We start from the raw sequence: 22,970 nt of genomic DNA, 5'->3' as shown, positions 1-22,970 counted from the left end.
CCCGGGCGGGCTGGTTTCAGCCCGCCGCCGCAATCAGTTCGCGGGTATAGTTTGTCTGGGCGTTTTCGAACAGATCTTCGGCTGACCCCATTTCGATCACGTCACCGTTTCGCATGACAATCACATTGTGGGACATCGCACGCACGACTTTCAGATCGTGGCTGATAAATAGGTAGGCCAGTCCGTACTTACGCTGCAAATCGCGCAACAGGTCGACGATCTGAACCTGCACAGTCATATCCAGGGCGCTGGTCGGTTCATCCAGAACCAGCAATTTGGGCCTGAGGACCATGGCTCGTGCAATGGCAATACGCTGACGCTGCCCGCCCGAGAATTCGTGCGGATAGCGGTCCATCGCAGCCGGGTCCAAGCCCACTTCGGTCATCACTTCGGTCACCAGTTCCCGTGGCGAGCGGTGCGGGTCGACCTTGTGGATCGCCAGCCCCTCGGCAATGATCTGCTGGCAAGTCATCCGGGGACTGAGGCTTCCGAATGGGTCCTGAAACACAATCTGCATATCCTTGCGCAAGCGCCGCAACTCTCGCGTCGACCAGCGGCGTACATCCTGATCGCGGAAGGTTATCGCCCCTTCGGACGCAATCAACCGCATGATCGCCAGCGCCAGCGTTGTCTTACCCGAGCCGCTTTCGCCCACAATCCCTAAGGTTTCACCGGCGCGTACGCTGAGCGTTGCATCGTTCACCGCCTTCACATGGCCAACTGTGCGTTTCAGGAACCCGCGCTGGATCGGGAACCAGACCTTAAGGTGATCGGTGCGCGCCACTTCTTCGGCGTCGGGTGCCACAGGATCGGGGTGACCAGATGGTTCGGCCGCCAGCAGCTTGCGGGTGTAGGGGTGTTGGGGGTTGTCAAAGATCTCCTGGGTCGCGCCAGTTTCGACAATCTCGCCATCCTTCATCACACAGACCCGGTCGGCGATACGGCGCACGATCCCAAGGTCGTGGGTGATGAAAAGCATCCCCATATTCTCAGATTTCTGAAGCTCGGCCAGCAATTCGAGGATCTGCGCCTGAATGGTCACATCCAGGGCCGTTGTCGGCTCATCCGCGATCAGGATATCGGGCTTGTTGGCAAGTGCCAGGGCGATCATGACGCGTTGGCGTTGGCCACCTGACAATTGATGCGGATAGCTGTCCAGGCGCTCCTCGGGATCGCGAATGCCAACCTTGGTCAGCAGTTCGACGATCCGGGCCCGTGCTGCATCACCTGTCAGACCCTGGTGCAGGGCCAGTGACTCGGCCATTTGTTTCTGGATCGTGTGCAGCGGGTTGAGCGAGGTCATCGGCTCCTGAAAGATGAAGCTGATATCGTTGCCGCGCACATCCATCAGGCGCTGGTCAGACGCGCCGATCATCTCCTGCCCTTCATAGGTGACCGAACCTTCGACAATCGCACTGTCACCCAGCAAAGACACTGTCGACAGCGCAGTGACTGATTTGCCAGATCCGGATTCGCCCACCAGCGCAACCGTTTCACCCCGATCCACAGTAAAGGACACCCCCTTGACTGCTGCGCTCACCTGCCCGTCCTGACGGAACGAGACCTTGAGGTTGTTCACATCCAGCAGGCTCATGAAAAGGTCTTTCTGGGATCAAATGCATCCCGCACGCCTTCGAAGATGAAGACCAGTAGCGACAGCATGATGGCAAAGGTGAAAAAGGCGGTGAAGGCCAGCCAAGGTGCCTGCAGGTTCTGCTTGGCCTGCAAGGTCAACTCACCCAAAGACGGGGCGGAAGACGGCAGGCCGAAGCCCAGAAAATCCAGTGAGGCCAAGCCGCCGATGGTGCCCGTCACGATAAAGGGCATGAAGGTCAGCGTGGCGACCATCGCGTTGGGCAGCATGTGGCGGAACATGATTGTCATATTGCCCACACCCAGCGCCCGTGCGGCGCGCACATATTCCAGATTTCGCGCCCGCAGGAACTCAGCCCGGACAACACCCACAAGTCCGGTCCAGCTGAACAGGATCATCAGCGCGACAAGCAGCCAGAAACTTCGTCCCAGAATGGCGAACATGATGATGATGACGTAAAGCGAAGGCGTCGCCGACCAGATCTCGATGATCCGTTGGAAGATCAGGTCCAGCCAGCCGCCAAAAAAGCCTTGAATAGCGCCGGCAAAAATTCCCACAAGACTGGCCACACCCGTGACCATAAGCGTGAACAAAATCGACAGTCGGAAGCCATAAATTACACGGGCCAACACGTCGCGCTTGGTGTCATCCGTGCCCAGCAGGTTTTGCCCGTTGGGTGGCAGCGGCGCTGCACCGGGGCGATCAACGCTGGTGTTGAAGGAATACGGGATCAACGGCCAGACGGCCCAGCCACGCTCGTACCCTTCTGCCTGGAATGTACCGGCCTTGATTTCGTCGATAATCCCCTCGGGGTCGTCAAAACAGTCTTCGATGCCACCGCTGTCGATCAGGCACTGCACCTCGGGGTCGCGATAGATTGCCTCGGTCTGGAAATCACCGCCGAATTCGGTTTCCGCGTAGAAATTGAAAATCGGCGTGTAAAACTCACCGCGGTATTTCACGAGGATCGGTTTGTCGTTGGCGATGAATTCGGCGAACAACGACAAACCAAATAGCACGGAAAAGACCATCAGCGACCAGAATGCACGCCCATTACGACGAAAATTGCGCCAGCGACGCTGGTTGAGAGGGGAAAGTGCCATTTACCCCTCCCGCTTTTCGAAATCGATGCGCGGGTCGACCAGCACATACATCAGGTCACTGATGATGCCGACAACCAACCCCATCAAGCCAAAGATGAACAGAGTGCCGAAGATCACCGGATAGTCCCGCGCAACGGCTGCCTCGAACCCCAGACGGCCGAGACCGTCAAGCGAGAAGATCGTCTCGATGATGATCGACCCCCCGAAGAAGACGCCGATGAAAACCGCAGGGAATCCGGCGATTACGATCAGCATCGCGTTGCGGAAAACATGGCCGTACAGAACCTGACTTTCGCTCAGACCCTTGGCGCGGGCGGTCATGACATATTGTTTTTTGATCTCGTCCAGGAATGAGTTCTTGGTCAGCAGAGTCAGCGTCGCAAAGGCCGAAATCGTCAGCGCGATAATCGGCAGGGCAATGTGCCAGAAGTAGTCAACGATCTTACCAAACAGGCTGAGGCTGTCCCAGTTGTCCGAGGTCAGCCCCCGGAGCGGGAATATCTGCCAATATGATCCCCCGGCAAACAGAACCAACAGCAGGATCGCAAACAAGAAGCCGGGAATAGCATAGGCTACGATGATCGCGCCACTGGTCCAGGTATCAAACTGTGACCCGTCCTTAATCGCCTTGCGAATGCCCAGCGGGATCGATACCAGATACGCGATCAGCGTGGACCACAGACCCAGCGAGATCGACACTGGCATCTTCTCCAACACCAGATCGGTTACGCTGATCGACCGAAAATAGCTTTCGCCAAAATCCAGCGTCAGGTAATTGCCCATCATGTCGAAGAACCGCTCAACCGGCGGTTTGTCGAACCCGAATTCCTTTTCCAGTTCTTCGATAAACTCGGGCGGAAGGCCACGCGCACCAATGTAGCGGTCATTCGTGCCGCCGGTCTGCTGCTCGATGTCACTGCCGCCGCCGGCGATCCCTTCGAACACATCACCGCCACCTTCCAACTGGGCGATGATCTGTTCAATCGGTCCGCCAGGAACGAACTGAACCAGCGTGAAGTTGACGATCATAATCCCAAGCAGGGTTGGGATGACCAGCAACAGTCGTCTAAGAATATATGCTCCCATGGGGGCGGATTACCTCAAGGCGCCGGAGGATTTCAACTCGGCTTCTTTCTCTTCGTTGATCCACCAAAGGTCTTCAACACCCAATGCGTAAGGCGGCAGATTTTCCGGGAATTCGTACATGTCCCAGTAAGCAACCCAGTGCTTGCCCAGATACCACGTGGGAACCATGATCCGTTTGGCGCGCAGAACGCGATCCAATGCGCGGACATTTGCAAACAGCTCTTCGCTGTCTTCGGCAGAGGCAATGTTATCGATCAGCGGTTCGATATCCGGGCCATGCACACCCGACGGGTTGAAGACCGAGTATGAGGCTGCTTCGGTTCCGAACTGCTGATACAATCCGGTCGATGGCTGCAACGATCGCGGGTACCCGCCAACAATCATGTCGAAATCACGGTCCCGGCGGCGCAAGGTGAACTGGGCGTTGTCCACGCGGTTGTAACTGGCATCAATCCCCATTGCCCGCAAATTGGCGACGAAGGGTTGAATGAGCCTGTCCAGCGTTGGCTGGTCGGACAGAAATGCAACCGACAGCACCTCGCCCTTGTCGTTGCGACGAATGCCGTCATCCCCAACAAGCCAGCCAGCTTCGTCCAGCAGTTTCATCGCCTTACGCAAGTTGCCACGGTCATTTTGGCGGGCGGCCCGGGATTCATGCGCCGAAACCGGTTCCTGGGTCAGGATGGCAGGGTCTAGCGCGTCGCCCAATTCTTGCAACACCTCAAGCTCGCGCCCTTCGGGCAGACCGGTCGCCTCAAGATGCGTTCCTTCCCAGAACGAACTACGCTGCTGGAATAACCCATATTGCAGGCTCTCATTTGTCCATTCGAAATTATATGCCAGCTGGATAGCTTCGCGAACGCGGGGGTCCTGAAACTTTGGCCGGTCAAGGTTCATGATGAAGCCCGACGCCGACGGCACATTTCCGTCTGCCAGTTCAGCCCGCACGACAGAACCATTCGCAATTGCCGGGAAATCATAGGCCGTTGCCCAGCTTTTCGAGTTGTTTTCCTGCCGAAGGGTAAACGTGCCCGCCTTGAACCCCTCCATCGCAGCAATGGAATCGGCGAAATACTCGACGCGGATGGTGTCAAAGTTGTTGCGGCCCACGTTGACGTTGACATCGTTGCCCCAATAATCGGGGTTGCGCTTATAGACGATGCGCCGGTTGATATCATAATCATCCAGAACATATGGCCCCGAGCCGATACCCGGATCGAGCCGCGACTTGTCCAATCGGCGGTTTTCAGGGTCTTCCTCGAACCATTTCTTAGAGAAAATCGACGTGGCCCCAACTTGAGAAATCCGGCCTCGGCGGGGGAAATCTGGCGAGAAGTAGAACTTTACACGATGGGTATCCAGCGCCTCGGCCTTGGGGATCCGCTGGCGAATTGCGTCGGCATAAGATTTCAGCCCTTGGTCCAGCAGCAGATTATGGGAAAACACCACATCTTCGGCCGTCACCGGTGTGCCGTCGGAAAACCGCGCCTCGGGGCGGATGTTGAAGATCACCCAATCATAGCTTTCGGGGTACTCCAGGCTTTCGGCTAGCAGGCCATAATAGGCCGCCGGTTCGTCATAGGATGGAACCAGCAGGCTTTCGTAGTGATCTGCCGACCTCGCACCAGCCCGGCCCTGCCTGGTATAGGGATTAAAGCTGTCGAACGTGCCTTGCGCCGCATAGGAGAGTTCTCCACCACGTGGCGCATCCGGGTTCACATAGTCGAAATGCGCAAAGCCGTCCGGATACTTCAAATCACCGAATTCCGAGAACCCGTGTGATTTGATGATCTTTTCCTCAGCAAAAAGCTGAGTTGCAGCGGCTGCACAGAGCAATGCCCCCAAAGCTAGAATGTGAACTAAGCGTCCGAAATCCCTTGTTCGCGCTAAAGCGGTAACTCGATTGGATTTCATGTGGTTCATCCCCTGCTCGTTGACGTCTTTAATATTGTTTGCGGCAGCTAAAAGACCAGCACTGCCAGTTTCAAGTTTAGAGTGCGTGAACACTTTGTGAAGATTTACTTAGACAAAAAATAAAGCCGCTGCACGGGGCAGCGGCTTTTGAATGCGTCAAAACTGAGCGAAAGATCAGTTGATGGTCTGCAGGTAGGCAATCAGGTCGGCCCGTTCCTGCGGTTTTTTCAGACCCGCAAAGCTCATGGATGTACCTGAGATATAGGCACTGGGGCGGGTCAGGAACGCATCCAGCGCTTCGGGTGTCCAATTGCCGCCATGGGCTTGCATCGAAGCTGAGTAGCCAGTGAAACCTTTGGCTGAAGCAACCGGGCGATCCACGATTGCAAACAGGTAGGGGCCAGTGCCGTTGGCGCCGTCTTCCAGCTTGTGGCAGGCAGTACATTTACGGAAAACCCGCGCGCCCTTATTTGGGTCTGCGGCGGCCAGCATGTCTTCGAACACCACTTCTTCGCCGTCAGCGCTTTCACCGGAGCTTTCGGTTTCGATAATATACGAGGCCGTCTCACCATGCCCATCCGCATGGTAAAGCACTTCGGCACCCCATTTGGCCAAAAGCAGCACCAGGAAGGTGCCAAACAGGCCTGCTGCGGCCTTGGTAACTGTCATCGTGTCGAACATTGATCGCGAGTCCATTTCAGCTGTCTGCGGGGTGTCTAAGGCTTCCCCTTACAAGAGGCAAGGTATAGACACCGCGACTAAACGCCCAATTATCGAACTTGTTGCACGGAATCGACCAAATGACCAAACGTATTGCATTTCAGGGAGAACCCGGCGCCTACAGCCACGAGGCCTGCCGTAATGCCCGCCCCGATATGGAGGCCCTGCCCTGCCGGACTTTCGAAGATGTGATCGAATCGGTGCGCGCAGGTGAGGCTGAATTGGCAATGCTGCCGGTCGAAAACACCACGTATGGCCGGGTCGCCGATATCCACCGTTTGCTTCCCCACAGCGGGTTGCACATCATCGAAGAAGCGTTTGTGCGCGTTCACATCAACCTGCTTGCCGTACCAGGGGCCAAAATCGAGGATGTCACCGAGGCACACTCGCACCTAGTTCTGCTACCGCAATGCGCCGGATTTTTGAAAGAGCACAACATTAAAGGACGCGTCAGTCCCGACAACGCGCGTGCGGCCCGCGAGGTCTCGGAACAAGGAGAGGTGCATTCGGCAGCATTGGCCAGCGAGTTGGCCGGCGAAATCTACGGCTTGAACGTACTTGCCCGGCACATTGAAGACCGCGACAACAACACCACGCGCTTTCTGGTGATGTCACAGCAGGCTGACATGTCACGCCGCGGAGAACACGGCATGATCACCAGTTTTGTTTTTCAGGTGCGCAACATTCCGGCTGCGCTTTACAAGGCGATGGGTGGGTTTGCGACCAACGGCATCAACATGACCAAGCTGGAAAGCTACATGGTCGATGGGTCGTTCACTGCGACCCAGTTTTATGCCGATATCGTGGGCCACCCGGACGATCGAAACGTACAGTTGGCGATGGAAGAACTGGAACACTTCACCACGAATGTCGAGATTTTGGGCGTCTACCCAGCAGCTCAACCGCGCGGCTGAAGCGACCTCGGTTCAAATTACGGAAAAGCTTTTGCACTGGGCACCCTCGTGCTGCCGGTAATCCACAAAGCCCATCGCCAAATAATAGGCCAATCCTTCAGCGTTTGTGGCCGAAATGGTTGCATCAATGGCCGGTAGTCCACTTTGCCGTGCCTCCAAGAGCGTCGCACGAAACAGGGCACGCCCGACACCGCGCCGTGCGGCAGACGGGCGAATATGCGTTCCAATGACGCCCCACCCGACCGGAGCACCATATGGGTTGTTTTCAACCGCCCATTTCAACGATTGAAACCCCAGGACCTGTTCCCCCTGAACAGCGACGGAACATCTGATCCGGTCGGGGTCGGCCACATAATGATCGCGGGCAAAATCAACGTCACAGCGCTTGTTACGCTTTCCGGCCGCTGCGATGTCCCGCAGCACCTCTGAGATACCTTGGGCATCCGTCAACACCGCCTCACGAACAATAAAGCTAACCATCTCGTTCCCACCAAAGCATTGGGTAATCAGCCACCATGAATGTGGCGTTGTTCCATTTCCCGTGCGAACTCAGTCAGGCGCAACTGAAACTGTCTGCGAAACCGGGATTGCCCAAGCCGGAGCGATTGTAACAGCAGCCGCGCAGGCAGGGATTTGGCTGACAGGGACATATCAACGCTTAGACGCGTGCGGCGCTGCGACAGTGCCAAAAGCTCCACCGTCGTGACCCCGTTCATCCCCTTGCTTGCCGCTTCGAACCGCATCAGCAAAGGCGGGTCGCATTCGGCCATCTGCACGGAAATCTGACGTGGCTTTCCGCGTAACCTGAATTCTGTCTCCCAACTGGTGCCCGGTACAACGCCCAATTCGCCCGAAATCCGCCGGACCTCGATCCCGCGCCGCATCGCGATCCGTTCGAATCGGTCAAAGTCGGCCACCATTTCGAACACCGAGTTGATGGGAGCTTCGATATCTTCGCGCACTGTAAACTGCATTGTGGTTCGGGGTTCTCTCGCTTTTCAGAACAGTATTTTGTCAGTCCAATGTATCTGCAAGCCAGTTTTGTAAAAGAAAATGCGCAATCGCACCCTTGCGGGCTGGCAGCAAAACGGGGTGTTCACCGGCAAAGGCCTGCATCATCTCGGATTTGGTAACCCACATCGCATCTTCGATTTCGACCGGGTCGATGGTGATGTCGCGCGACAACGCCTCACCTGCGCAGCCGAACATCAAAGAGGCCGGAAACGGCCAGGGTTGGCTGGACAGGTAACGGACCTCACCCACGGGCACCCCGGCCTCTTCCATCACTTCCCTGCGGACTGCGGCCTCAAGCGTTTCACCCGGTTCAACAAACCCTGCCAGCAGCGAATACATCCCTTCCGGCCAGCCCGGCGAACGCCCCATCAGCACTGAATCGCCACTGGTAATCAACATGATGACGACCGGATCGGTACGCGGAAAGTGCTGCCCACCACAGGACGGACAACTGCGCTGCCACCCAGCCTGCACAAGTTCGCTGGCTGCGCCGCACCGCGCGCAAAACCGATGCGTGTCGTGCCATGCAGTCACCGCCTTGGCCGAGGCCGCCAGTTCGGCGTCACGCGCCGACAAACGGGTCATGATCCGGCGCAGTTCGGCAAAAACATGGCCGTGGGGCAAGTCCGGGTGCTGTTGCTCTGACTTGTCGATAAAGCCTCCGACACCGGACACGTCCAACCCATCAGCCGTCCAGCCCGAAATATCAGTGGCAAACACCGGCGCGTCATCTGATAGTCCCAGGAATACAGGCTGCTCGACGGAACCGCCCGGCCCGTTTTCGACCAGCTTATGCGACATCGCGATCAGCCCCAATCGATCCAGCGCCTCACCCTGAACCAAAACTTTACCGCGCCACAACAGCAGGCATTTTGCATCGGGATGCGTTCGCGCCCGCGCGACCGCATCAGCATCCCCACGAATATGCGCCGCACGATCCAGCCCCGAGCTACCAAACGTCACATATTCCGCATTTTTCATAAGTTATCCTTAGACTTGTCCGCACAGGGCTGCCATGTCGGTCAATCAGTTGCAACGGTGTTTCACCCTCAAAATCACAGGTCGCCATCGAATGAACACAGCTAAGCCTTGCAATTCACTGTGATTAATCTTTTTGTTGAATATGACTAAGACAAAACTGCCAAAAGTAGAAATTTGAAACCTTCCCCTTCTCTGCCTTCGCAGACCGTGCAGATCCGAATACTGGCCACCACGGATCTTCATATGAACTTGAGGAGTTTTGATTACTATTCTGACACCCCTGAACCCACAATTGGCCTGACCCGAACCGCCAGTCTGATCCTCGAAGCCCGAACTGAGGCGCAGGCGGAAGGCTCAACCGTGCTGCTTTTTGACAATGGCGATTCGCTGCAGGGAACTCCGGTTGGGGATATGGCCGCCGAGCAAGCTGACAAGCCGCATGCGCTGATGCAGGCCCTTGGCGCGTTAGAGTATGATGCGATCGGGTTGGGCAATCATGATTTCGGGCTCGGTCAAGATATACTGGACCGCATCCTTTCGCAGGCCCCCTGTCCGGTGGTTTGCAGCAATGTTCATCGCCCAGGCGCTAACGAGGTCTGGCAGGATCAGGCAGTTCTAACCCGCCGGGTTGAGGTCGCGGGGCACCAAGCCTCGCTAACCGTCGGCGTCTTCTCGGTGGTTCCGCCGCAGACCCGGAATTGGGAATCTCATCGGCTGGGTAATGACGTCCGGATAGACGACATTCTGACCTGCGCGCGCACTAAAGTGTCAGAGCTTCGATCCCACGGCTGCGACGTGATCATCGCGCTTGCCCATACGGGGCTGGGGTCCGTCGACCCCGCGCCCGATCTTGAAAACGCGATAATCCCCCTTGCCGCGATTGAGGGCATTGACGCCATCATCGCCGGGCACACGCATCTGACCCTGCCGGGGAAGTCACACGCTGGGCTGGAACACGTCGATGCCACTGGCGGTATGGTGCATGGCACACCTGTTGTCATGCCGGGATCTGCCGGATCTCATCTTGGCGTGATTGATCTGACGCTGGTTGCCTCGGTAGAAAAGGGCTGGTCGGTCGCGGCTCATCGCACTGAACTGCGCCCAGTCTCAGGTGCTGACCCGGCGGCCGAAGACCCGCTGTTGGTGGCGCTGTTTTCAGATGTGCATTCCGCAACACGAAAACGGGCCGCGGAACCGATTGGGCATACGGATCAGAGCCTGCACAGCTATTTCAGCTTTTGCGCCAAGGATCGCGGGCTTGCGATGGTGGCGGCAGCACAGGCTTCGGCCGTGCGCCAGATCCTGAAGGGCACACCCCATAAAGCGACACCATTGCTGTCTGCCGTGGCACCTTCGAAGTTCGGTGGTCGCGCCGGGCCTCGCTTTTACTCGGACATTCCTGCGGGCGTCATGCGTATGCGGCACGTGGCTGATCTGAACATCTTTCCAAACGAACTTCGTTCGGTCGCGGTGACAGGAGAGCACATCAGAGATTGGCTTGAAATGTCTGCGGGCGTATTCAATCAGGTGAAACCCGGCGTGCAAACTGAATTGGTCAATCCTGATCGAGCCGGACACAATTTCGATGTTCTGTTCGGGCTAAGCTACGTGATCGACCTGAGCGTTCCGCCTCGGTTCGATGCGGAAGGGCGACTGGTAAATCCGGCATACCAGCGCATCTCAGATCTTCGTTTCCAAGGCCACGCGGTGACGGCCGAACAACGCTTTGTCGTTGCACTGAACAATTATCGGGCCAGCGGCGGCGGGCATTTTCCGATCATACGGGACGCCGAAATCATCAACTTTCCGGCTTTGCCGATCCAACACGCGCTAAAAGATTACCTGACCGGTGCAATGCCCGCTGAATCGCTGGAACAGGGCCCCTGCCCATTCCGTTTTGCGCCCATGCCGGGATCCTCTGTCCTGTTGAAGACCGGCCAACAGGCACAACGTCACCTCGCAGACATCGCAGAGTTCAGCCCAACGCTGGCTGGAACGGATGCCGAAGGGTTCTTGCGCATTCAACTCTCACTGTGACGGGTTGTCATTTCTGCGTGTCTTCCCTATATCGATTTTCGAGAGGTTGGCGCGGGCGAGCGCCTCGCCAACCTGGTCAGGTCCGGAAGGAAGCAGCCACAACGAGCCCCGCTTGGGTCGATGTCCAACCTCTCACTTACTTGAATCGTTAGCCGCAGGAGGGCTTTTATGATTGTAGCAAAAACCCTTTGGGCAGAGCGTTTCTGAGGCCGACCCTCACACCTGCCTGAACACATTACCGCTGGATGCGCGACCGCCATCCAGACGGATAGCTGTACCTGAACACAGGCAGAACAATGTCTTTTACACTTTCGGACCTGGGATGGTCCTCACACTTTGCCGCCCAACATGCGGCCAATCCTACATGCGCTCCCTTTCGCATCACAGCCGTTCACCGTGATCGTCTGATCGGTGCAAACATCAACGGTGAAGCACCGCTGCTCACCCTAAACCAGCCGACGGGCGACTTTGCCGTCGGCGACTGGGTATTGGCGGATGATCAAAACCGGGTTCAACACCTGCTGGAGCGCCGCAGCCTTTTGAAACGCCGCGCCGCCGGAACTGGGGCCGAGGCCCAGTTGATCGCCGCCAATGTGGATGTGCTGTTCATCGTCAGTTCCTGCAATGCCGACTTCAATCTGGCCCGGCTGGAACGGTATTTGGCTTTGGCACATCAGGCCGGGTGCTATCCGGTCGTCATACTAACCAAGGCCGATACCTGTACCGATCCTAGTAATTTCTCCAAAGCAGCCGAGTCGCTGGCTCCGTTTTTGACCGTACTGGCAATCAATGCTTTGGATACCCTGGACGTGCAGCAAGTACTGTCCTGGTGCCCTGCTGGACAGACCGCTGCATTGGTTGGCTCATCCGGTGTCGGCAAGACAACATTGGTCAACGCCATGACTGGTCTGGATGAGGCAACGTCCGGTATTCGCGAGGACGACGCGCGCGGGCGGCACACGACAACTGCCCGCGCGTTGCATCCGATGCGGAACGGAGGCTGGCTGGTCGATACACCCGGCATGCGGGCTTTGCGGTTGCTGGATGCACAAGATGGCGTCGATGAGGTCTTTTCCGATATTCTGGAATTGGCCCAAACCTGCCGCTTTTCCGATTGTCAGCATCAGGCCGAGCCGGGATGCGCTGTGCAGGATGCGATTTCCATCGGATCCCTTGACACAGAGCGGCTAGAGCGTTGGCGAAAACTGCGGCGCGAGGATGAGAGGAACTCGGAAACCGTGGCGCAGTCTCGTGCGCGCGACAAGGCCTTTGGTAAGATGGTACGATCGGTGATGCAGGACAAGAAATCCAGCAAAAATCTGTAAATACCGACTCAGGCGATCAACCGGGGCCATATGTTTGCATTTCGGCGCGCAAATGCGCCGATGTGACCGACCTCGGCCAATCCAAAGTCTTTCGGCGACAACTGATGCCGGCGGGCTTTGGGACCGTAAAGATCGGCCAGGCGCCAAACCGCGTTCGGGGGCACCACCTGATCATCGTCCATTGTGAACAGATCGACGGGTGTTTCCGACGCAGCCCAACGGGCGTCTGGAAGGCTTTTGCCGATTTCCGGCACGTAGCTCAGCGCAGCGGTGCACCATTTGCGCCACTGCCAGTAGACACGTGCCGGAAGGTCCGAGCCGAACCCAAGTGCCTTGCCCGGCAGGTATCCCAATGCCTTAACCAGCAATGGCGGGTGGGCATACCAGAACATTGTCGCCAGTGCGCGATACGGCCAGGGGTGGTCGGATACCGTCACCAAACCTGAACAGACACAGATCATCCGGTCGATCTGCTCAATATCGGGCTGAATTGGCCCCAGCATTCCACCCACCGAATGGCCAATGCTCCACTGCTGGGCGGCGGGAAATCTGCGCCGCATTTCAGCGCGGGCAGCGGGCATGTCGATCAACGCCCAATCGGCCATCGTGGCCTGCGAATCGCGCAGGCGCCCGCGTAGAGAGTGGCCAAAATCGCGATAGTCATAGGTCAGACAGGCCATACCCTGTTCGTCCACCAACCACCGCGCAAAATGCTGGTAATAGTCGCGCGGTACGCCTGTAGCTGCATGGACTACAACCGCCACATCAGGTGCCGAGGCAGGCATATACAGCCGTGCCGACAGTTCGGCCTCTCCGGCAGAAAACGTGAAATCTTCGGTCAAAGCGACCGGAGTGTTGTCCAACATGGTGCCCTCGCAAGCATCTGAACTATTCGGTTCACATATGGCATATCGGCGCTTTTGCGCGACTAGAGTCAACAGATTTTCAAAGTGACCAAGCGTCCACTTGAACGATGGAAAACAGCCCGCTTGACTCAAGCCACCTACAACCGCTAGCGATGAGGTGATGGTTCTCGTCCTTATATTGGGGCGGGATGAAAAGGGAACTCGGTGCGGTCCAGCCCGGCAAAGCCGGAACGGACCAAGGCCGCGACTGCCCCCGCAACTGTAAGCGGTAAGCAATGCCGAAATACCACTGGCCGAAAGGCTGGGAAGGTCGGCAAAGCAATGACCCGCAAGTCAGGAGACCTGCCATCAAAGTAAAAACCGAAACTCGGGCGGGGTGTCCGGGCAGGTCTTCAGTACGCTGAGTTCCCTGTTCCACGTCCCCCGCTCACCGCGCGGAGGGCGCATTATGATCTGGAAGACAACGACCCACGAATTCACCGCCACCCTGTGCCAGAAAACGGGGAAAACCTGCCCCGCATTGGCCCAAATGGCTCGGGCATTGGCCGAGGCGATGGCAACAGCACAACCAATGACGACCAGCGAATTTGAGGTGGACGGCTCCAGCGAACTGACCCATTGCGATGAGGGTTGCACCGCACGGTTTCGCGCCAGCCCGGCCCGGATCAGGGTCTATTGCGGGGCAAACACAGGCGACTCAGCCGACACGTTGGACGAATACGCCGATATGATGTTCGGCCCTGACTTTTCCACTCTGCCTGCTGGTGTTTTGGCGGCCTTGCCTTGCGCCATGCTTCAGGCATCGGCCCTTGCACCGCGTCCATCGCATCAGGTTGTTCAACAAGCCACGGCCTGATCCTAGTTCACTGATCGCTCTGGGCCGGTTTCATGGCCCAAGCCATCTGCTCATCCGTTTCCACCGCGCATGGTCGGGCCAAGCGCAGCCGGTTTAGCGCGTGGTTTGGATCTTCGCCGCTTTCCACCATGAGCCTCAGCGCGACCATCCCCGACCGCCCACAACCGCCCCGGCAATGCACCAGCACGCGTCCACCGTCGGACAGAACCTGCCGGGCGGCTGCGCTGGCTTGGGGCCAAAGAGTTTCGATTGGCAGGGGCGGTGTGCCAAAATCCTCGACCGGAAGATGCACCCAGGTCACGGACCTGCTTTGAACGTCTCGACCAAAACCGCCTGCGCCGACCTGCCGCATCTCGGCCTCGGTGGTCATTGAAATCACCAGATCAGGGTTCCAGTCCTGTATCACCCTCAGATCGTCCACATACCCACCGCCGCCGCCCGGCAAGGGGGACAGCGCCAAGATGCCTGAGCCAACAGGCAGCGCGTAGATCGCAAATTTTGCCAAAGCTAATGCTCCTACTGCCACCGGCCCACCAAATTTTGACAGCTGGTTTATCCCGCTTACAGACGCTGTCCAAACCGAAATTCCACAAAGCCTGCTGTGGACGTGGGCGGCCCGGGTCTCTACGCTGCATTTCTGACACGAATCTGACAGAGCAGACATGACCGAAACGCCCAGCCCCGCCTATCAGGTTCTTGCCCGCAAGTACCGCCCCGAAACCTTTGCTGATCTGGTTGGACAGGACGCAATGGTACGCACGCTGAAAAACGCGTTCGAAGCGGATCGGATCGCGCAGGCCTTTATCATGACCGGTATTCGCGGCACCGGCAAAACTACCACTGCCCGGATTATCGCCAAAGGCATGAACTGCATCGGCCCCGATGGTGAAGGCAAGCCAACGACCGAACCTTGCGGCCAGTGCGAGCATTGTGTGGCCATCATGGAAGGACGCCATGTCGACGTGATGGAGATGGACGCCGCCAGCCGAACCGGCGTGAACGACATCCGCGAGATCATCGACAGTGTCCGCTACCGCGCCGCCAGCGCGCGCTACAAGATCTATATCATCGACGAAGTTCACATGCTGTCGACCAGCGCCTTCAATGCGCTGCTCAAAACGCTCGAGGAACCGCCCGAGCACGTAAAGTTCATCTTTGCGACGACCGAAATTCGCAAAGTTCCGGTGACTGTGCTGTCGCGCTGCCAGCGGTTTGACCTGCGCCGGATCGAACCCGAAGACATGATTGGCCTTCTCAACAAGATCGCAGCAGCGGAAAACGCACAGATCGCAGAAGACGCGCTTGCTTTAATCACACGCGCGGCCGAAGGCTCTGCCCGCGATGCGACCTCGCTGTTGGATCAGGCGATCTCACATGGTGCAGGGGAAACAAGCGCCGATCAGGTTCGGGCAATGTTGGGCCTTGCAGATCGCGGGCGCGTGTTGGATCTGATGGACATGATTTTGCGTGGCGATGCGGCTGGGGCATTGACTGAGTTGAGCGGCCAGTATGCCGAAGGGGCCGATCCGCTGGCTGTTCTGCGCGATCTGGCCGAGATCACCCATTGGGTTTCCGTGGTCAAAATCACGCCCGATGCCGCCGATGACCCCACCGTCTCACCGGATGAACGCGCACGGGGTCAACAGATGGCCGAGGCGCTGCAGATGCGAGTGTTGACGCGCATGTGGCAGATGTTGCTGAAAGCGCTGGAGGAGGTCTCTGCAGCACCCAACGCGATGATGGCCGCCGAAATGGCAATCATTCGTCTGACCCATGTGGCCGATTTGCCAAGCCCCGAAGAGCTTATCAAACGACTACAGGATGCACCTCCCCCCCCACCAAGCGGGGGACCTGGCGGTGGTGTGGCTGTGCCAACTCATGCACCTGCACAGGCGACGTCCTCTGCGCATCTCTCGGCGCAACGCGGGCCTGCAGGGGCGCCCACTGCAGCGCTTGCCCAGGACGTCCAGACCGCGCTGGCACACTATCCAACCTTCGAATACGTGGTCGAACTGATCCGCACGAACCGGGATGTAAAACTGTTGGTTGAGGTCGAAAACGGCGTGCGTCTCGTCTCGTATTCCCCGGGACGAATCGAGTTCACGCCGACGGACAAAGCGCCGACCGATCTGGCGCAAAGGCTTGGTTCGGCCTTGCAACGCTGGACCGGAAACCGATGGGCCGTCTCAATTGTGGCCGACGGGGACGCAGCAACAATCGCCGAGGTACGAGACGCGGCTGATCTGGCGTTGAAAGCGCAGGCCGAACAACACCCACTGGTTCAAGCCGTTCTGATGCAGTTTCCAAAAGCGCGCATCAAGCGGATCGAAACCCCGGAAGAACGCGCCGCCAAGGTCGAAACCGAAGCCCTGCCGGAGGTCGAAGACGAATGGGATCCGTTCGAGGAGGATTGATCCGAGCGACCAAAGCGGAAACACTCCCGCGCTGCCGGGCCCAACGGGAGGAAAGGTCTTGCCAAAGACCTTGACGACGGGCGGGAGAAGCTCTCCCCTTGTACCCTACCGGCAGCATCCGTATTTAGGCGGCAAACCGATTTGCAGGAGAAAAGAAATGCTCAAAGGACTCGGCGGTCTGGGCGATATGGCCAAGATGATGAAATCCGCACAGGATTTGCAGACCAAGATGACGGACATGCAGGAAGAGCTGAACAACCTGATGGTTGTAGGCGAATCCGGTGCAGGGCTGGTGAAGGCCACCGCCACAGCAAAAGGCGAGCTGAAGGGTCTGGACATCGATCCGTCGATTTTCAATGGCGACGATAAGGAAGTTGTCGAAGATCTGATTCTGGCCGCTATCAAGGACGCGCAAACCAAAGCGGCCGAGCGCTCTCAAGCAGAGATGGCAAGGCTGACCGAAAGCATGGGTCTGCCCGCAGACATCAAGCTGCCGTTCTGATAGACACTCCTGACGACCCAAAGGCCGGGCACAACTGCCCGGCCCTTTTGCAGGAGCGCACGCCGTGAGTTCGAACAGCGATATCGACAATCTGATCGACCTGATGGCCAAACTGCCGGGCCTCGGCCCCCGTTCGGCTCGCCGCGCGGTGCTGCACCTGATCCGAAAACGCACCCTGCTGCTGACGCCCCTGTCGGACGTAATGCAGCAGGTGGCCGCCACCGCCCGCGAATGCCTGAATTGCGGCAACGTGGGCACCACCGATATCTGCGACATCTGCGATAGCGAGGATCGCGCGACCGGAGAATTGTGCGTGGTCGAAGACGTCGCCGACCTCTGGGCGATGGAACGCGCTGCAGTTTTCAAGGGTCGCTATCACGTCCTGGGCGGCACGCTGTCTGCCTTGGACGGCATCGGCCCGGACGAGCTTCGCATCCCCCGTCTAAAGGATCGGGTGATGGCCGAAGGGATTTCTGAGGTCATTCTGGCCCTGAACGCCACCGTCGATGGGCAAACCACCGCCCACTACATCGCGGATCAATTGGAGGGACAGGTCCGTCTGACTTCACTGGCGCAGGGTGTGCCGATTGGGGGCGAGTTGGACTATCTGGATGATGGGACGATTACCGCTGCGCTGCGGGCAAGGAAAGAACTGTAGGTAACCAAGCTACGGTCAGAGCGCACAGAGGTTTAACCTGAGCAAAGCTACTTTTAGTGCAATTCCACCCGAGACAGATAGAAGTCTGCCCATTTGCGGTCTCTTCCGCACAAGTAACTAATACACCTTGCGCTGCTAACGCGCCGCAGCCTTTTGTTGCGCGACCCAATAATATACACGTATTCAAAGCTGTTTAGGATGTTTCGAAAAGCCTGTTCGTCATGAGACGGCTTGTCTATTCTCCATCCTTCAAAACAAGCCAGATCAACGCGCTGCCAGAAGCTTTCGGGCAGTTCACTCATCAATGCCTCGTCCAGCCCCTGTGTGTCAGACTTCCAAATCAGGCGTCGGTCACTGGCCTCGTCCCCCATGCATTTATCTAACAGCCCCTCAGTTATTCTTCTGATTTTGGCGACGATGACCTGATGCTCACGGCCGGCCACGGCGTCTCGATTGAAGGAAAAATTCCCACCATTCACACTGTCTTTGTAAAATGCCAGTTCACCGTCTGATTGCCCCAAGCCAAAGTCGAAAACCGACACCATGGGCATCGCTTTGAGGTTGCGCTTCAGATGCTCCGTATTATCCGGGCTGGGCTCAAAACATGATGCTGATATTACCTGAGGGTAGTTGATCAGGACCTGCCGGGAAAAAAGACCGACATTCGCACCGATATCGATTAGGTGATAGGGTCCAGTCGGACAGGCTTGCCCGATAAACCTTGTTTCGTTGAAGCTCCATTCTTCATGCTGGGCGACATGTGGAAATATCGAGCCATCGGTAAGAAGGGAAATCTCATTGCCCCCTTCGAACTCACCGCGCAGGGGGCTGTTTTCTGACAATAAAAGTTGAATTGAAGCACATCTCTTGCGCAACAGTTTGGTCATTTCACGATTCATGAAATCGGTCTCCCGTCAGACACAACTACAGCTTAGGTCGCCAAATCAAACAATAAACCTGTACCAACAAGTGCACACGGCTTGTCAAACAAAACCTCTTGGTGTGATAAGATCTAGAAGGTATCTCTGACCTAATAACCTTCCTCACCGGGAATTGCCCTGTTTTGTCCGGAGCTTTCAATGACCCGTATTCTCGCCCTTGTCTTCGCCGCCTTCACCGCGACCGCCGCATGGTCACAACAACTCATCGACAAGGGATTTGTCGAAGGTTGGAACATCATGATGGACCCCGCGCTTGGCAACGGGTGCCTAATCCAGACGATCTATCAGGACCTCTCAGTCGTGCGGCTGGGCTATGACGCGCTGGACAATCGCGGGTATTTCGCCGTCTACAACAAGGCGTGGGGCGACATCAAACAGGGTGAGAGTTATCCGATCCGGTTCGATCTGGACGGCAAAAGCTATGACGCCACTGCCATCGGCTTCAATCAGCGCGATGTGCCTGGCGCGACTGTGTTTTTCACCGACCGCAGCTTCGTGAATGCGATTGCGCAGAACAAGACCATGACGGTCTACAACCCCGCAGGTGAGGTGGTCATGGCGATTGACCTGAAAGGCACTGCCAAGGCGCTGGAATATGCGCGCGACTGCCAGAACAAGAAACTCTAGCGAATCGGATCAAACAGGGCGTCTTTGGCGGTGCAATCTCGGATCACGTCACGACCACAGGGAACGGGTTCAAGGTCGCGCGACAGGCACAGGCGGACCTCTTCTATATAGCCCTGCTTGCAGGTCACAGTGATCATGTCGCGCTCAAGGCCGGGGTTGGCTTTCAGAAAGGCTTCTTCCACGATCGATGCAGGCAGTTTGACCGAGGCGTCCAGCTTGCGGAATACCTGAGGACGCTCAACCGCCTCATACGCCTGCCGGGACAGCGCATAATAGTCGGATGCGCTGAGGCCCGAGCAGGTCCCGTGCTTTTTCCACTGATGCCACGCCAGACCGGAACTGCCCTGAATATCCGTCATTTTGCGTGACATAGCGCGCGATGGCGGTGCCTCGGGCGTGCGGCAGAAGGCGGGCCAGCCCTGATGGTACTGAGGCCACAGACCATGCAGGATCCAGCCATGGTCATGCCGGGTGTCGCATTGATCCGATCCGCGCGCATCGCCTTCGCGGGCGCACCAGTTTGGCGACCAGCTAAGCGACAAGACGTAGTAGTCAAACTCGCCTGCCTTTTCGCCATCGCCCAGCGCCGCCATTGCACCGAAAATCCACGAAACCAGCCCCAATACAACGCAGCGCATTCGCCTCTTCCCTTCTTGCCTTGGCGCGACTATATACGGACCAAGTTCCCCGACAACGGAAACCTGCCCCAAAAAAGGGGCCGCCGAATTCCGGCGACGGGAAAGATGTATTTATAGGAGACGGGCTGATGGCAAAACCGCTTATGGCCAAGGCAACAGCCGTATGGCTGGTGGACAACACCACGATCAGCTTCAAGCAGATCGCGGATTTCGTAGGCATGCACGAGCTTGAGGTGCAGGGCATCGCAGACGGCGATGTGGCCGCTGGCGTGAAAGGCTTTGACCCCATCGCCAACAACCAGCTGACCCAGGACGAGATCGACACCGCGCAGAACAACCCGCTGCACAAGCTGAAGCTCAAGTTCAACCCCGCTGCAAGCGGCGAGGAAAAGCGTCGCGGTCCGCGCTATACCCCGCTGTCCAAGCGTCAGGACCGTCCGAACTCGATCCTGTGGCTGGTCAAGTTCCACCCGGAACTCAGCGACGGTCAGATCGCCAAGCTGGTGGGCACCACCAAGCCGACCATCCAGTCGATCCGTGAACGGACCCACTGGAACATTTCCAACATGCAGCCGATCGACCCCGTTGCCCTGGGCCTGTGCAAACAGTCCGAGTTGGACGCGATCGTGCAGAAAGCCGCAGCAAAGAAAGCTGCCGAAGGTGGCGTCATGAGCGATGACGAGCGCCGCAAGCTGGTCTCGACCGAACAGTCGCTGGAAATGGACGCGGCGCCGAAGATCCCGACTGCCATCGAAGGTCTGGAAACCTTCTCGCTGTCGGACGAGCCTGCGGAAGAGAAAGAAGAAGAACCAATCCTCGACGCGGACAGCTTCTTCAACCTGCCCAAAGGCGGTGCCGACGACGAAGACGAAGACGATCCGCGCCCCTAAAGCACAGACAGCCCCGGCCTGAACGGACCGGGGCTTTTTTACGAGAAAACCATGCTGAACGTTCTTTCCAAACTATTTGGACCGCATCGCGCCGTTTCGATCTATGCCTTCCTGAAGACCTGGGGTTTGCCCGTGGCAGGCGGTGTTGGTCTTGTTGCCGTCGCTGCTGGTTTGCTGATCTTCAACGACAGCGGCGAGCACGAGCATGAGGCATTCATGACCGTCAACGTCTTGTCAGCGACACCCATCAACGGGGACCTCAAGAACGGCGTCATTGCTTCGGTCCGACTGCCGGACGGGTCTGCGACCTCGGTCACTTCGACCGACGCTCCGGTCTCACAAACCGTTGGCACCACGGCATGCATCGAAAAACGTGTGTACGTGGACAGTGGCGAGGCTCGGTATCGGTTCAAACTGCCGCGCCACTGCGAAGCAGGATAAGTAAAGCCGCCCGGTAAGAACACCGGGCGGCTTTGGTTTCAGATCATCTGGAACAGAATGCCAGCGGTGATGGCCCCAGTGATCCCCAGCCCCAGATAGGTCGCAAAGACCCGTGGTTTGACCAATGACCAGACCGCGGCCATTGCCGGGATCGAACTGACGGCACCCGCGACCATGAAGGACATCGCGGCCCCTGCGCTCATCCCTTGTTCCATCAGGCCAGCCAGCAGCGGCGGCGCGACGTAGGAGTTCAAGTAAGCGGGCATCCCGACCAACGCGGCAATGACAATGGGTACAACACCGTCACCGCCGACAACGCGCGCGATCAGATCGGCCGGCACATAGCTGACCAACAACGCCTCAAGCACATAGGCCAGAGCCAACCATTTAAGCAGGAACAAGCTGTTGTGAATGAACTCGGACCGGAAGCGCTGACGACGCTCGGGTACCTGCCAGAACTTCCAGACAGGTTTGTCCTCCTGTTTAGGTCCGCATCCGCAGCCAGCCGGTTTGTATTCGCGCAGAGGCTGGGCAAACGCGCCGCCTCGCATCAGGGCACGGACGGCAAAGCCTCCAAACAGACCCAATGCGACCGCTGCAATGGCCTTGCCGATTGCAAATGGCCAACCCAATGCGCCTGCCGTGATCAACAAGGTCGGTGGGTCAATCAGTGGCGAGCTGAGCCAGAACGCCATGACAGCCGACAATGGCGCACCAAGCGCCAGCAGACCAGCAATGAACGGAATGACTTCGCAAGAACAGAACGGTGCGAGGCCGCCGAAGACTGCGGCCAAAAAGATCATCCGCGTTTCGCGCCCCTCAAAGGCGCGCGCAACCATCACTTCGGCACCGGTCGCCTTGAGGTAAGACAGCAGCAAGACGGCGAACAGAATATACTGGCCGGTATGTGCAAGGGCTTTGCCCGCAAAGGTTACAACCTCTCCCCAATTGCCGGGGTCAAGGACGGCCACAAGCGCCAAAATGGCCACGATCAACGCCCATGGGGTTTTGATCAGATCAACGGCCACCTTTGCCGGTGCCTTTGGGTTTTGTGTCAGCTCAGCCATCGTTCGCAGCCTTTCCCACTTCGTCCGCGCAGCATTCGCTAAGAATGAACTGCGCGAGGTCTCTCAATTCTTCGTAATTTGCGCGGTTGATGGTGGCGCGCCCGATTTTCTCTTGCTCGACGACCCCGCCGGCCGCGAGGAACCGCAGGTGATGTGCCAATGTCGAAGGCGCAATGCCTGTGCGGTTCTGGATTTCCCCAACGGTCAACCCAGCCTCACCAGCCCGAACCAATGTCTTGAGAACCTTCAGTCGCGCTTCAGAGCCCATGGCCGAGAATCCTGCTGCAGCTGTTTCCCACATCTGATTTCTCCATTAAACTAGATTTCTAGTTATTTAGGTGAGTCGTTCTTTTTCGTCAAGCGCCTTGTTCACGAATTCTCG

General features: G+C 57.6%; 24 protein-coding genes, 1 other RNA gene and 1 riboswitch. Of the genes, 11 read left to right on the top strand and 14 right to left on the bottom strand.

The window, feature by feature from the left end; genetic code table 11:
* Positions 1-16: 16 nt before the first annotated feature.
* From AC2FJE_RS18230 to AC2FJE_RS18210, 5 genes are all read right to left on the bottom strand, one after another.
* Positions 17-1,594, bottom strand: a complete 1,578-nt coding sequence (locus AC2FJE_RS18230; protein WP_496756943.1) for an ABC transporter ATP-binding protein — start codon at positions 1,592-1,594, stop codon at positions 17-19.
* Positions 1,591-2,697 carry an ABC transporter permease gene (locus tag AC2FJE_RS18225; protein WP_108861177.1) on the bottom strand — a complete coding sequence of 369 codons (1,107 nt, stop codon included), beginning with the start codon at positions 2,695-2,697 and terminating at the stop codon, positions 1,591-1,593. The genes AC2FJE_RS18230 and AC2FJE_RS18225 overlap by 4 nt, the downstream gene beginning before the upstream one ends.
* The gene (locus tag AC2FJE_RS18220; protein ID WP_058272504.1) at positions 2,698-3,783 is read right to left on the bottom strand and encodes a microcin C ABC transporter permease YejB; all 1,086 of its coding nucleotides are present in this window, start codon (positions 3,781-3,783) and stop codon (positions 2,698-2,700) included. It abuts the gene before it with no gap.
* A 9-nt stretch (positions 3,784-3,792) separates the two neighbouring features.
* Complete coding sequence (locus AC2FJE_RS18215) at positions 3,793-5,697, bottom strand: extracellular solute-binding protein (protein ID WP_496756946.1); 1,905 nt, start codon at positions 5,695-5,697, stop codon at positions 3,793-3,795.
* Between the two features lie 174 nt (positions 5,698-5,871).
* Positions 5,872-6,378: a c-type cytochrome gene (locus AC2FJE_RS18210; protein WP_496757224.1), complete on the bottom strand. Its 507-nt coding sequence runs from the start codon at positions 6,376-6,378 to the stop codon at positions 5,872-5,874.
* Between the two features lie 119 nt (positions 6,379-6,497).
* On the opposite strand from AC2FJE_RS18210, the gene AC2FJE_RS18205 reads away from it, so the two are divergent.
* Positions 6,498-7,331: a prephenate dehydratase gene (locus AC2FJE_RS18205; RefSeq protein ID WP_058279807.1), complete on the top strand. Its 834-nt coding sequence runs from the start codon at positions 6,498-6,500 to the stop codon at positions 7,329-7,331.
* Between the two features lie 12 nt (positions 7,332-7,343).
* Here AC2FJE_RS18205 and AC2FJE_RS18200 read toward each other — a convergent pair whose 3' ends face one another.
* From AC2FJE_RS18200 to nudC, 3 genes are read right to left on the bottom strand one after another with little or no spacing between them, the layout of a single operon-like run.
* On the bottom strand, positions 7,344-7,811 hold the full coding sequence (locus tag AC2FJE_RS18200) for a GNAT family N-acetyltransferase (RefSeq protein ID WP_496756950.1): 468 nt from the start codon (positions 7,809-7,811) through the stop codon (positions 7,344-7,346).
* A 26-nt stretch (positions 7,812-7,837) separates the two neighbouring features.
* Complete coding sequence (locus AC2FJE_RS18195) at positions 7,838-8,305, bottom strand: SRPBCC family protein (RefSeq protein ID WP_496739432.1); 468 nt, start codon at positions 8,303-8,305, stop codon at positions 7,838-7,840.
* Positions 8,306-8,345: 40 nt separating this feature from the next.
* Positions 8,346-9,326 (bottom strand): NAD(+) diphosphatase, encoded by a 981-nt coding sequence (nudC, locus tag AC2FJE_RS18190; RefSeq protein ID WP_496722109.1) that lies wholly within the window; start codon positions 9,324-9,326, stop codon positions 8,346-8,348.
* Between the two features lie 207 nt (positions 9,327-9,533).
* Here nudC and AC2FJE_RS18185 point away from each other — a divergent pair, with 207 nt between their 5' ends.
* The 3 genes from AC2FJE_RS18185 (at position 9,534) to rsgA (ending at position 12,688) form a co-directional block, all read left to right on the top strand.
* Complete coding sequence (locus AC2FJE_RS18185) at positions 9,534-11,363, top strand: bifunctional 2',3'-cyclic-nucleotide 2'-phosphodiesterase/3'-nucleotidase (protein ID WP_496761272.1); 1,830 nt, start codon at positions 9,534-9,536, stop codon at positions 11,361-11,363.
* Between the two features lie 39 nt (positions 11,364-11,402).
* An RNA gene (ffs, locus tag AC2FJE_RS18180) (signal recognition particle sRNA small type) lies at positions 11,403-11,501 on the top strand.
* A 158-nt stretch (positions 11,502-11,659) separates the two neighbouring features.
* Positions 11,660-12,688, top strand: a complete 1,029-nt coding sequence (rsgA, locus tag AC2FJE_RS18175; RefSeq protein ID WP_496756954.1) for a ribosome small subunit-dependent GTPase A — start codon at positions 11,660-11,662, stop codon at positions 12,686-12,688.
* An 8-nt stretch (positions 12,689-12,696) separates the two neighbouring features.
* Here rsgA and AC2FJE_RS18170 read toward each other — a convergent pair whose 3' ends face one another.
* Positions 12,697-13,554: an alpha/beta hydrolase family protein gene (locus AC2FJE_RS18170; RefSeq protein WP_496756959.1), complete on the bottom strand. Its 858-nt coding sequence runs from the start codon at positions 13,552-13,554 to the stop codon at positions 12,697-12,699.
* Between the two features lie 144 nt (positions 13,555-13,698).
* Positions 13,699-13,918, top strand: a riboswitch (cobalamin riboswitch).
* An 84-nt stretch (positions 13,919-14,002) separates the two neighbouring features.
* On the opposite strand from AC2FJE_RS18170, the gene AC2FJE_RS18165 reads away from it, so the two are divergent.
* Positions 14,003-14,410: a hypothetical protein gene (locus tag AC2FJE_RS18165; protein WP_058272511.1), complete on the top strand. Its 408-nt coding sequence runs from the start codon at positions 14,003-14,005 to the stop codon at positions 14,408-14,410.
* A 7-nt stretch (positions 14,411-14,417) separates the two neighbouring features.
* Here the strand turns inward: AC2FJE_RS18165 and AC2FJE_RS18160 are convergent, their stop codons facing one another.
* On the bottom strand, positions 14,418-14,915 hold the full coding sequence (locus AC2FJE_RS18160; RefSeq protein WP_496756966.1) for a protein-tyrosine phosphatase family protein: 498 nt from the start codon (positions 14,913-14,915) through the stop codon (positions 14,418-14,420).
* A 157-nt stretch (positions 14,916-15,072) separates the two neighbouring features.
* Here AC2FJE_RS18160 and AC2FJE_RS18155 point away from each other — a divergent pair, with 157 nt between their 5' ends.
* From AC2FJE_RS18155 to recR, 3 genes are all read left to right on the top strand, one after another.
* The gene (locus AC2FJE_RS18155) at positions 15,073-16,824 is read left to right on the top strand and encodes a DNA polymerase III subunit gamma/tau (RefSeq protein ID WP_282120276.1); all 1,752 of its coding nucleotides are present in this window, start codon (positions 15,073-15,075) and stop codon (positions 16,822-16,824) included.
* A 157-nt stretch (positions 16,825-16,981) separates the two neighbouring features.
* Positions 16,982-17,326 carry a YbaB/EbfC family nucleoid-associated protein gene (locus AC2FJE_RS18150; protein ID WP_108861168.1) on the top strand — a complete coding sequence of 115 codons (345 nt, stop codon included), beginning with the start codon at positions 16,982-16,984 and terminating at the stop codon, positions 17,324-17,326.
* Between the two features lie 64 nt (positions 17,327-17,390).
* Positions 17,391-17,984: a recombination mediator RecR gene (gene recR / locus AC2FJE_RS18145; protein ID WP_496756970.1), complete on the top strand. Its 594-nt coding sequence runs from the start codon at positions 17,391-17,393 to the stop codon at positions 17,982-17,984.
* 53 nt (positions 17,985-18,037) lie between these two features.
* Here recR and AC2FJE_RS18140 read toward each other — a convergent pair whose 3' ends face one another.
* Positions 18,038-18,883, bottom strand: coding sequence for an FkbM family methyltransferase (locus AC2FJE_RS18140; protein WP_496756972.1), 846 nt, complete (start codon positions 18,881-18,883; stop codon positions 18,038-18,040).
* A 180-nt stretch (positions 18,884-19,063) separates the two neighbouring features.
* Between AC2FJE_RS18140 and AC2FJE_RS18135 the strand changes: the two genes are divergently transcribed.
* The gene (locus AC2FJE_RS18135) at positions 19,064-19,552 is read left to right on the top strand and encodes a hypothetical protein (protein ID WP_496756974.1); all 489 of its coding nucleotides are present in this window, start codon (positions 19,064-19,066) and stop codon (positions 19,550-19,552) included.
* On the opposite strand, the gene AC2FJE_RS18130 is transcribed toward AC2FJE_RS18135, so the two are convergent.
* Positions 19,549-20,190: a ribonuclease T2 family protein gene (locus AC2FJE_RS18130; protein WP_496756977.1), complete on the bottom strand. Its 642-nt coding sequence runs from the start codon at positions 20,188-20,190 to the stop codon at positions 19,549-19,551. The two genes, AC2FJE_RS18135 and AC2FJE_RS18130, sit on opposite strands and share 4 nt — an antisense overlap.
* Before the next feature lie 128 nt (positions 20,191-20,318).
* On the opposite strand from AC2FJE_RS18130, the gene AC2FJE_RS18125 reads away from it, so the two are divergent.
* Positions 20,319-21,080 carry a DUF1013 domain-containing protein gene (locus AC2FJE_RS18125; RefSeq protein ID WP_108861163.1) on the top strand — a complete coding sequence of 254 codons (762 nt, stop codon included), beginning with the start codon at positions 20,319-20,321 and terminating at the stop codon, positions 21,078-21,080.
* A gap of 51 nt (positions 21,081-21,131) precedes the next feature.
* Complete coding sequence (locus tag AC2FJE_RS18120) at positions 21,132-21,521, top strand: hypothetical protein (RefSeq protein WP_108861162.1); 390 nt, start codon at positions 21,132-21,134, stop codon at positions 21,519-21,521.
* Positions 21,522-21,559: 38 nt separating this feature from the next.
* On the opposite strand, the gene AC2FJE_RS18115 is transcribed toward AC2FJE_RS18120, so the two are convergent.
* Both AC2FJE_RS18115 and AC2FJE_RS18110 read right to left on the bottom strand, forming a co-directional pair.
* Positions 21,560-22,588, bottom strand: coding sequence for a permease (locus AC2FJE_RS18115; protein ID WP_496756981.1), 1,029 nt, complete (start codon positions 22,586-22,588; stop codon positions 21,560-21,562).
* A complete protein-coding gene (locus AC2FJE_RS18110) occupies positions 22,581-22,889 on the bottom strand; it encodes an ArsR/SmtB family transcription factor (protein WP_108861160.1) in 309 nt (102 codons plus the stop codon). The genes AC2FJE_RS18115 and AC2FJE_RS18110 overlap by 8 nt, the downstream gene beginning before the upstream one ends.
* Between the last annotated feature and the right edge of the window lie 81 nt (positions 22,890-22,970).

The sequence above is a fragment of the Ruegeria sp. CDSC002 genome (genome assembly GCF_059610905.1).
This window is presented reverse-complemented; position numbering and strand designations above follow the sequence as displayed.

Excerpts from the sequence above, each read along its gene's own strand:
- AC2FJE_RS18205 (WP_058279807.1), top strand. The coding sequence starts at position 6,498 with ATGACCAAACGTATTGCATTTCAGGGAGAACCCGGCGCCTACAGCCAC.
- AC2FJE_RS18225 (WP_108861177.1), bottom strand. The coding sequence starts at position 2,697 with ATGGCACTTTCCCCTCTCAACCAGCGTCGCTGGCGCAATTTTCGTCGT.
- AC2FJE_RS18210 (WP_496757224.1), bottom strand. The coding sequence starts at position 6,378 with ATGTTCGACACGATGACAGTTACCAAGGCCGCAGCAGGCCTGTTTGGC.
- AC2FJE_RS18200 (WP_496756950.1), bottom strand. The coding sequence starts at position 7,811 with ATGGTTAGCTTTATTGTTCGTGAGGCGGTGTTGACGGATGCCCAAGGT.
- AC2FJE_RS18140 (WP_496756972.1), bottom strand. The coding sequence starts at position 18,883 with ATGAATCGTGAAATGACCAAACTGTTGCGCAAGAGATGTGCTTCAATT.
- AC2FJE_RS18110 (WP_108861160.1), bottom strand. The coding sequence starts at position 22,889 with ATGTGGGAAACAGCTGCAGCAGGATTCTCGGCCATGGGCTCTGAAGCG.
- AC2FJE_RS18130 (WP_496756977.1), bottom strand. The coding sequence starts at position 20,190 with ATGCGCTGCGTTGTATTGGGGCTGGTTTCGTGGATTTTCGGTGCAATG.
- AC2FJE_RS18120 (WP_108861162.1), top strand. The coding sequence starts at position 21,132 with ATGCTGAACGTTCTTTCCAAACTATTTGGACCGCATCGCGCCGTTTCG.
- rsgA (WP_496756954.1), top strand. The coding sequence starts at position 11,660 with ATGTCTTTTACACTTTCGGACCTGGGATGGTCCTCACACTTTGCCGCC.
- AC2FJE_RS18230 (WP_496756943.1), bottom strand. The coding sequence starts at position 1,594 with ATGAGCCTGCTGGATGTGAACAACCTCAAGGTCTCGTTCCGTCAGGAC.
- AC2FJE_RS18150 (WP_108861168.1), top strand. The coding sequence starts at position 16,982 with ATGCTCAAAGGACTCGGCGGTCTGGGCGATATGGCCAAGATGATGAAA.
- AC2FJE_RS18170 (WP_496756959.1), bottom strand. The coding sequence starts at position 13,554 with ATGTTGGACAACACTCCGGTCGCTTTGACCGAAGATTTCACGTTTTCT.
- AC2FJE_RS18115 (WP_496756981.1), bottom strand. The coding sequence starts at position 22,588 with ATGGCTGAGCTGACACAAAACCCAAAGGCACCGGCAAAGGTGGCCGTT.
- AC2FJE_RS18195 (WP_496739432.1), bottom strand. The coding sequence starts at position 8,305 with ATGCAGTTTACAGTGCGCGAAGATATCGAAGCTCCCATCAACTCGGTG.
- AC2FJE_RS18135 (WP_496756974.1), top strand. The coding sequence starts at position 19,064 with ATGACCCGTATTCTCGCCCTTGTCTTCGCCGCCTTCACCGCGACCGCC.
- AC2FJE_RS18155 (WP_282120276.1), top strand. The coding sequence starts at position 15,073 with ATGACCGAAACGCCCAGCCCCGCCTATCAGGTTCTTGCCCGCAAGTAC.
- AC2FJE_RS18165 (WP_058272511.1), top strand. The coding sequence starts at position 14,003 with ATGATCTGGAAGACAACGACCCACGAATTCACCGCCACCCTGTGCCAG.
- AC2FJE_RS18215 (WP_496756946.1), bottom strand. The coding sequence starts at position 5,697 with ATGAAATCCAATCGAGTTACCGCTTTAGCGCGAACAAGGGATTTCGGA.
- AC2FJE_RS18125 (WP_108861163.1), top strand. The coding sequence starts at position 20,319 with ATGGCAAAACCGCTTATGGCCAAGGCAACAGCCGTATGGCTGGTGGAC.
- nudC (WP_496722109.1), bottom strand. The coding sequence starts at position 9,326 with ATGAAAAATGCGGAATATGTGACGTTTGGTAGCTCGGGGCTGGATCGT.
- AC2FJE_RS18220 (WP_058272504.1), bottom strand. The coding sequence starts at position 3,783 with ATGGGAGCATATATTCTTAGACGACTGTTGCTGGTCATCCCAACCCTG.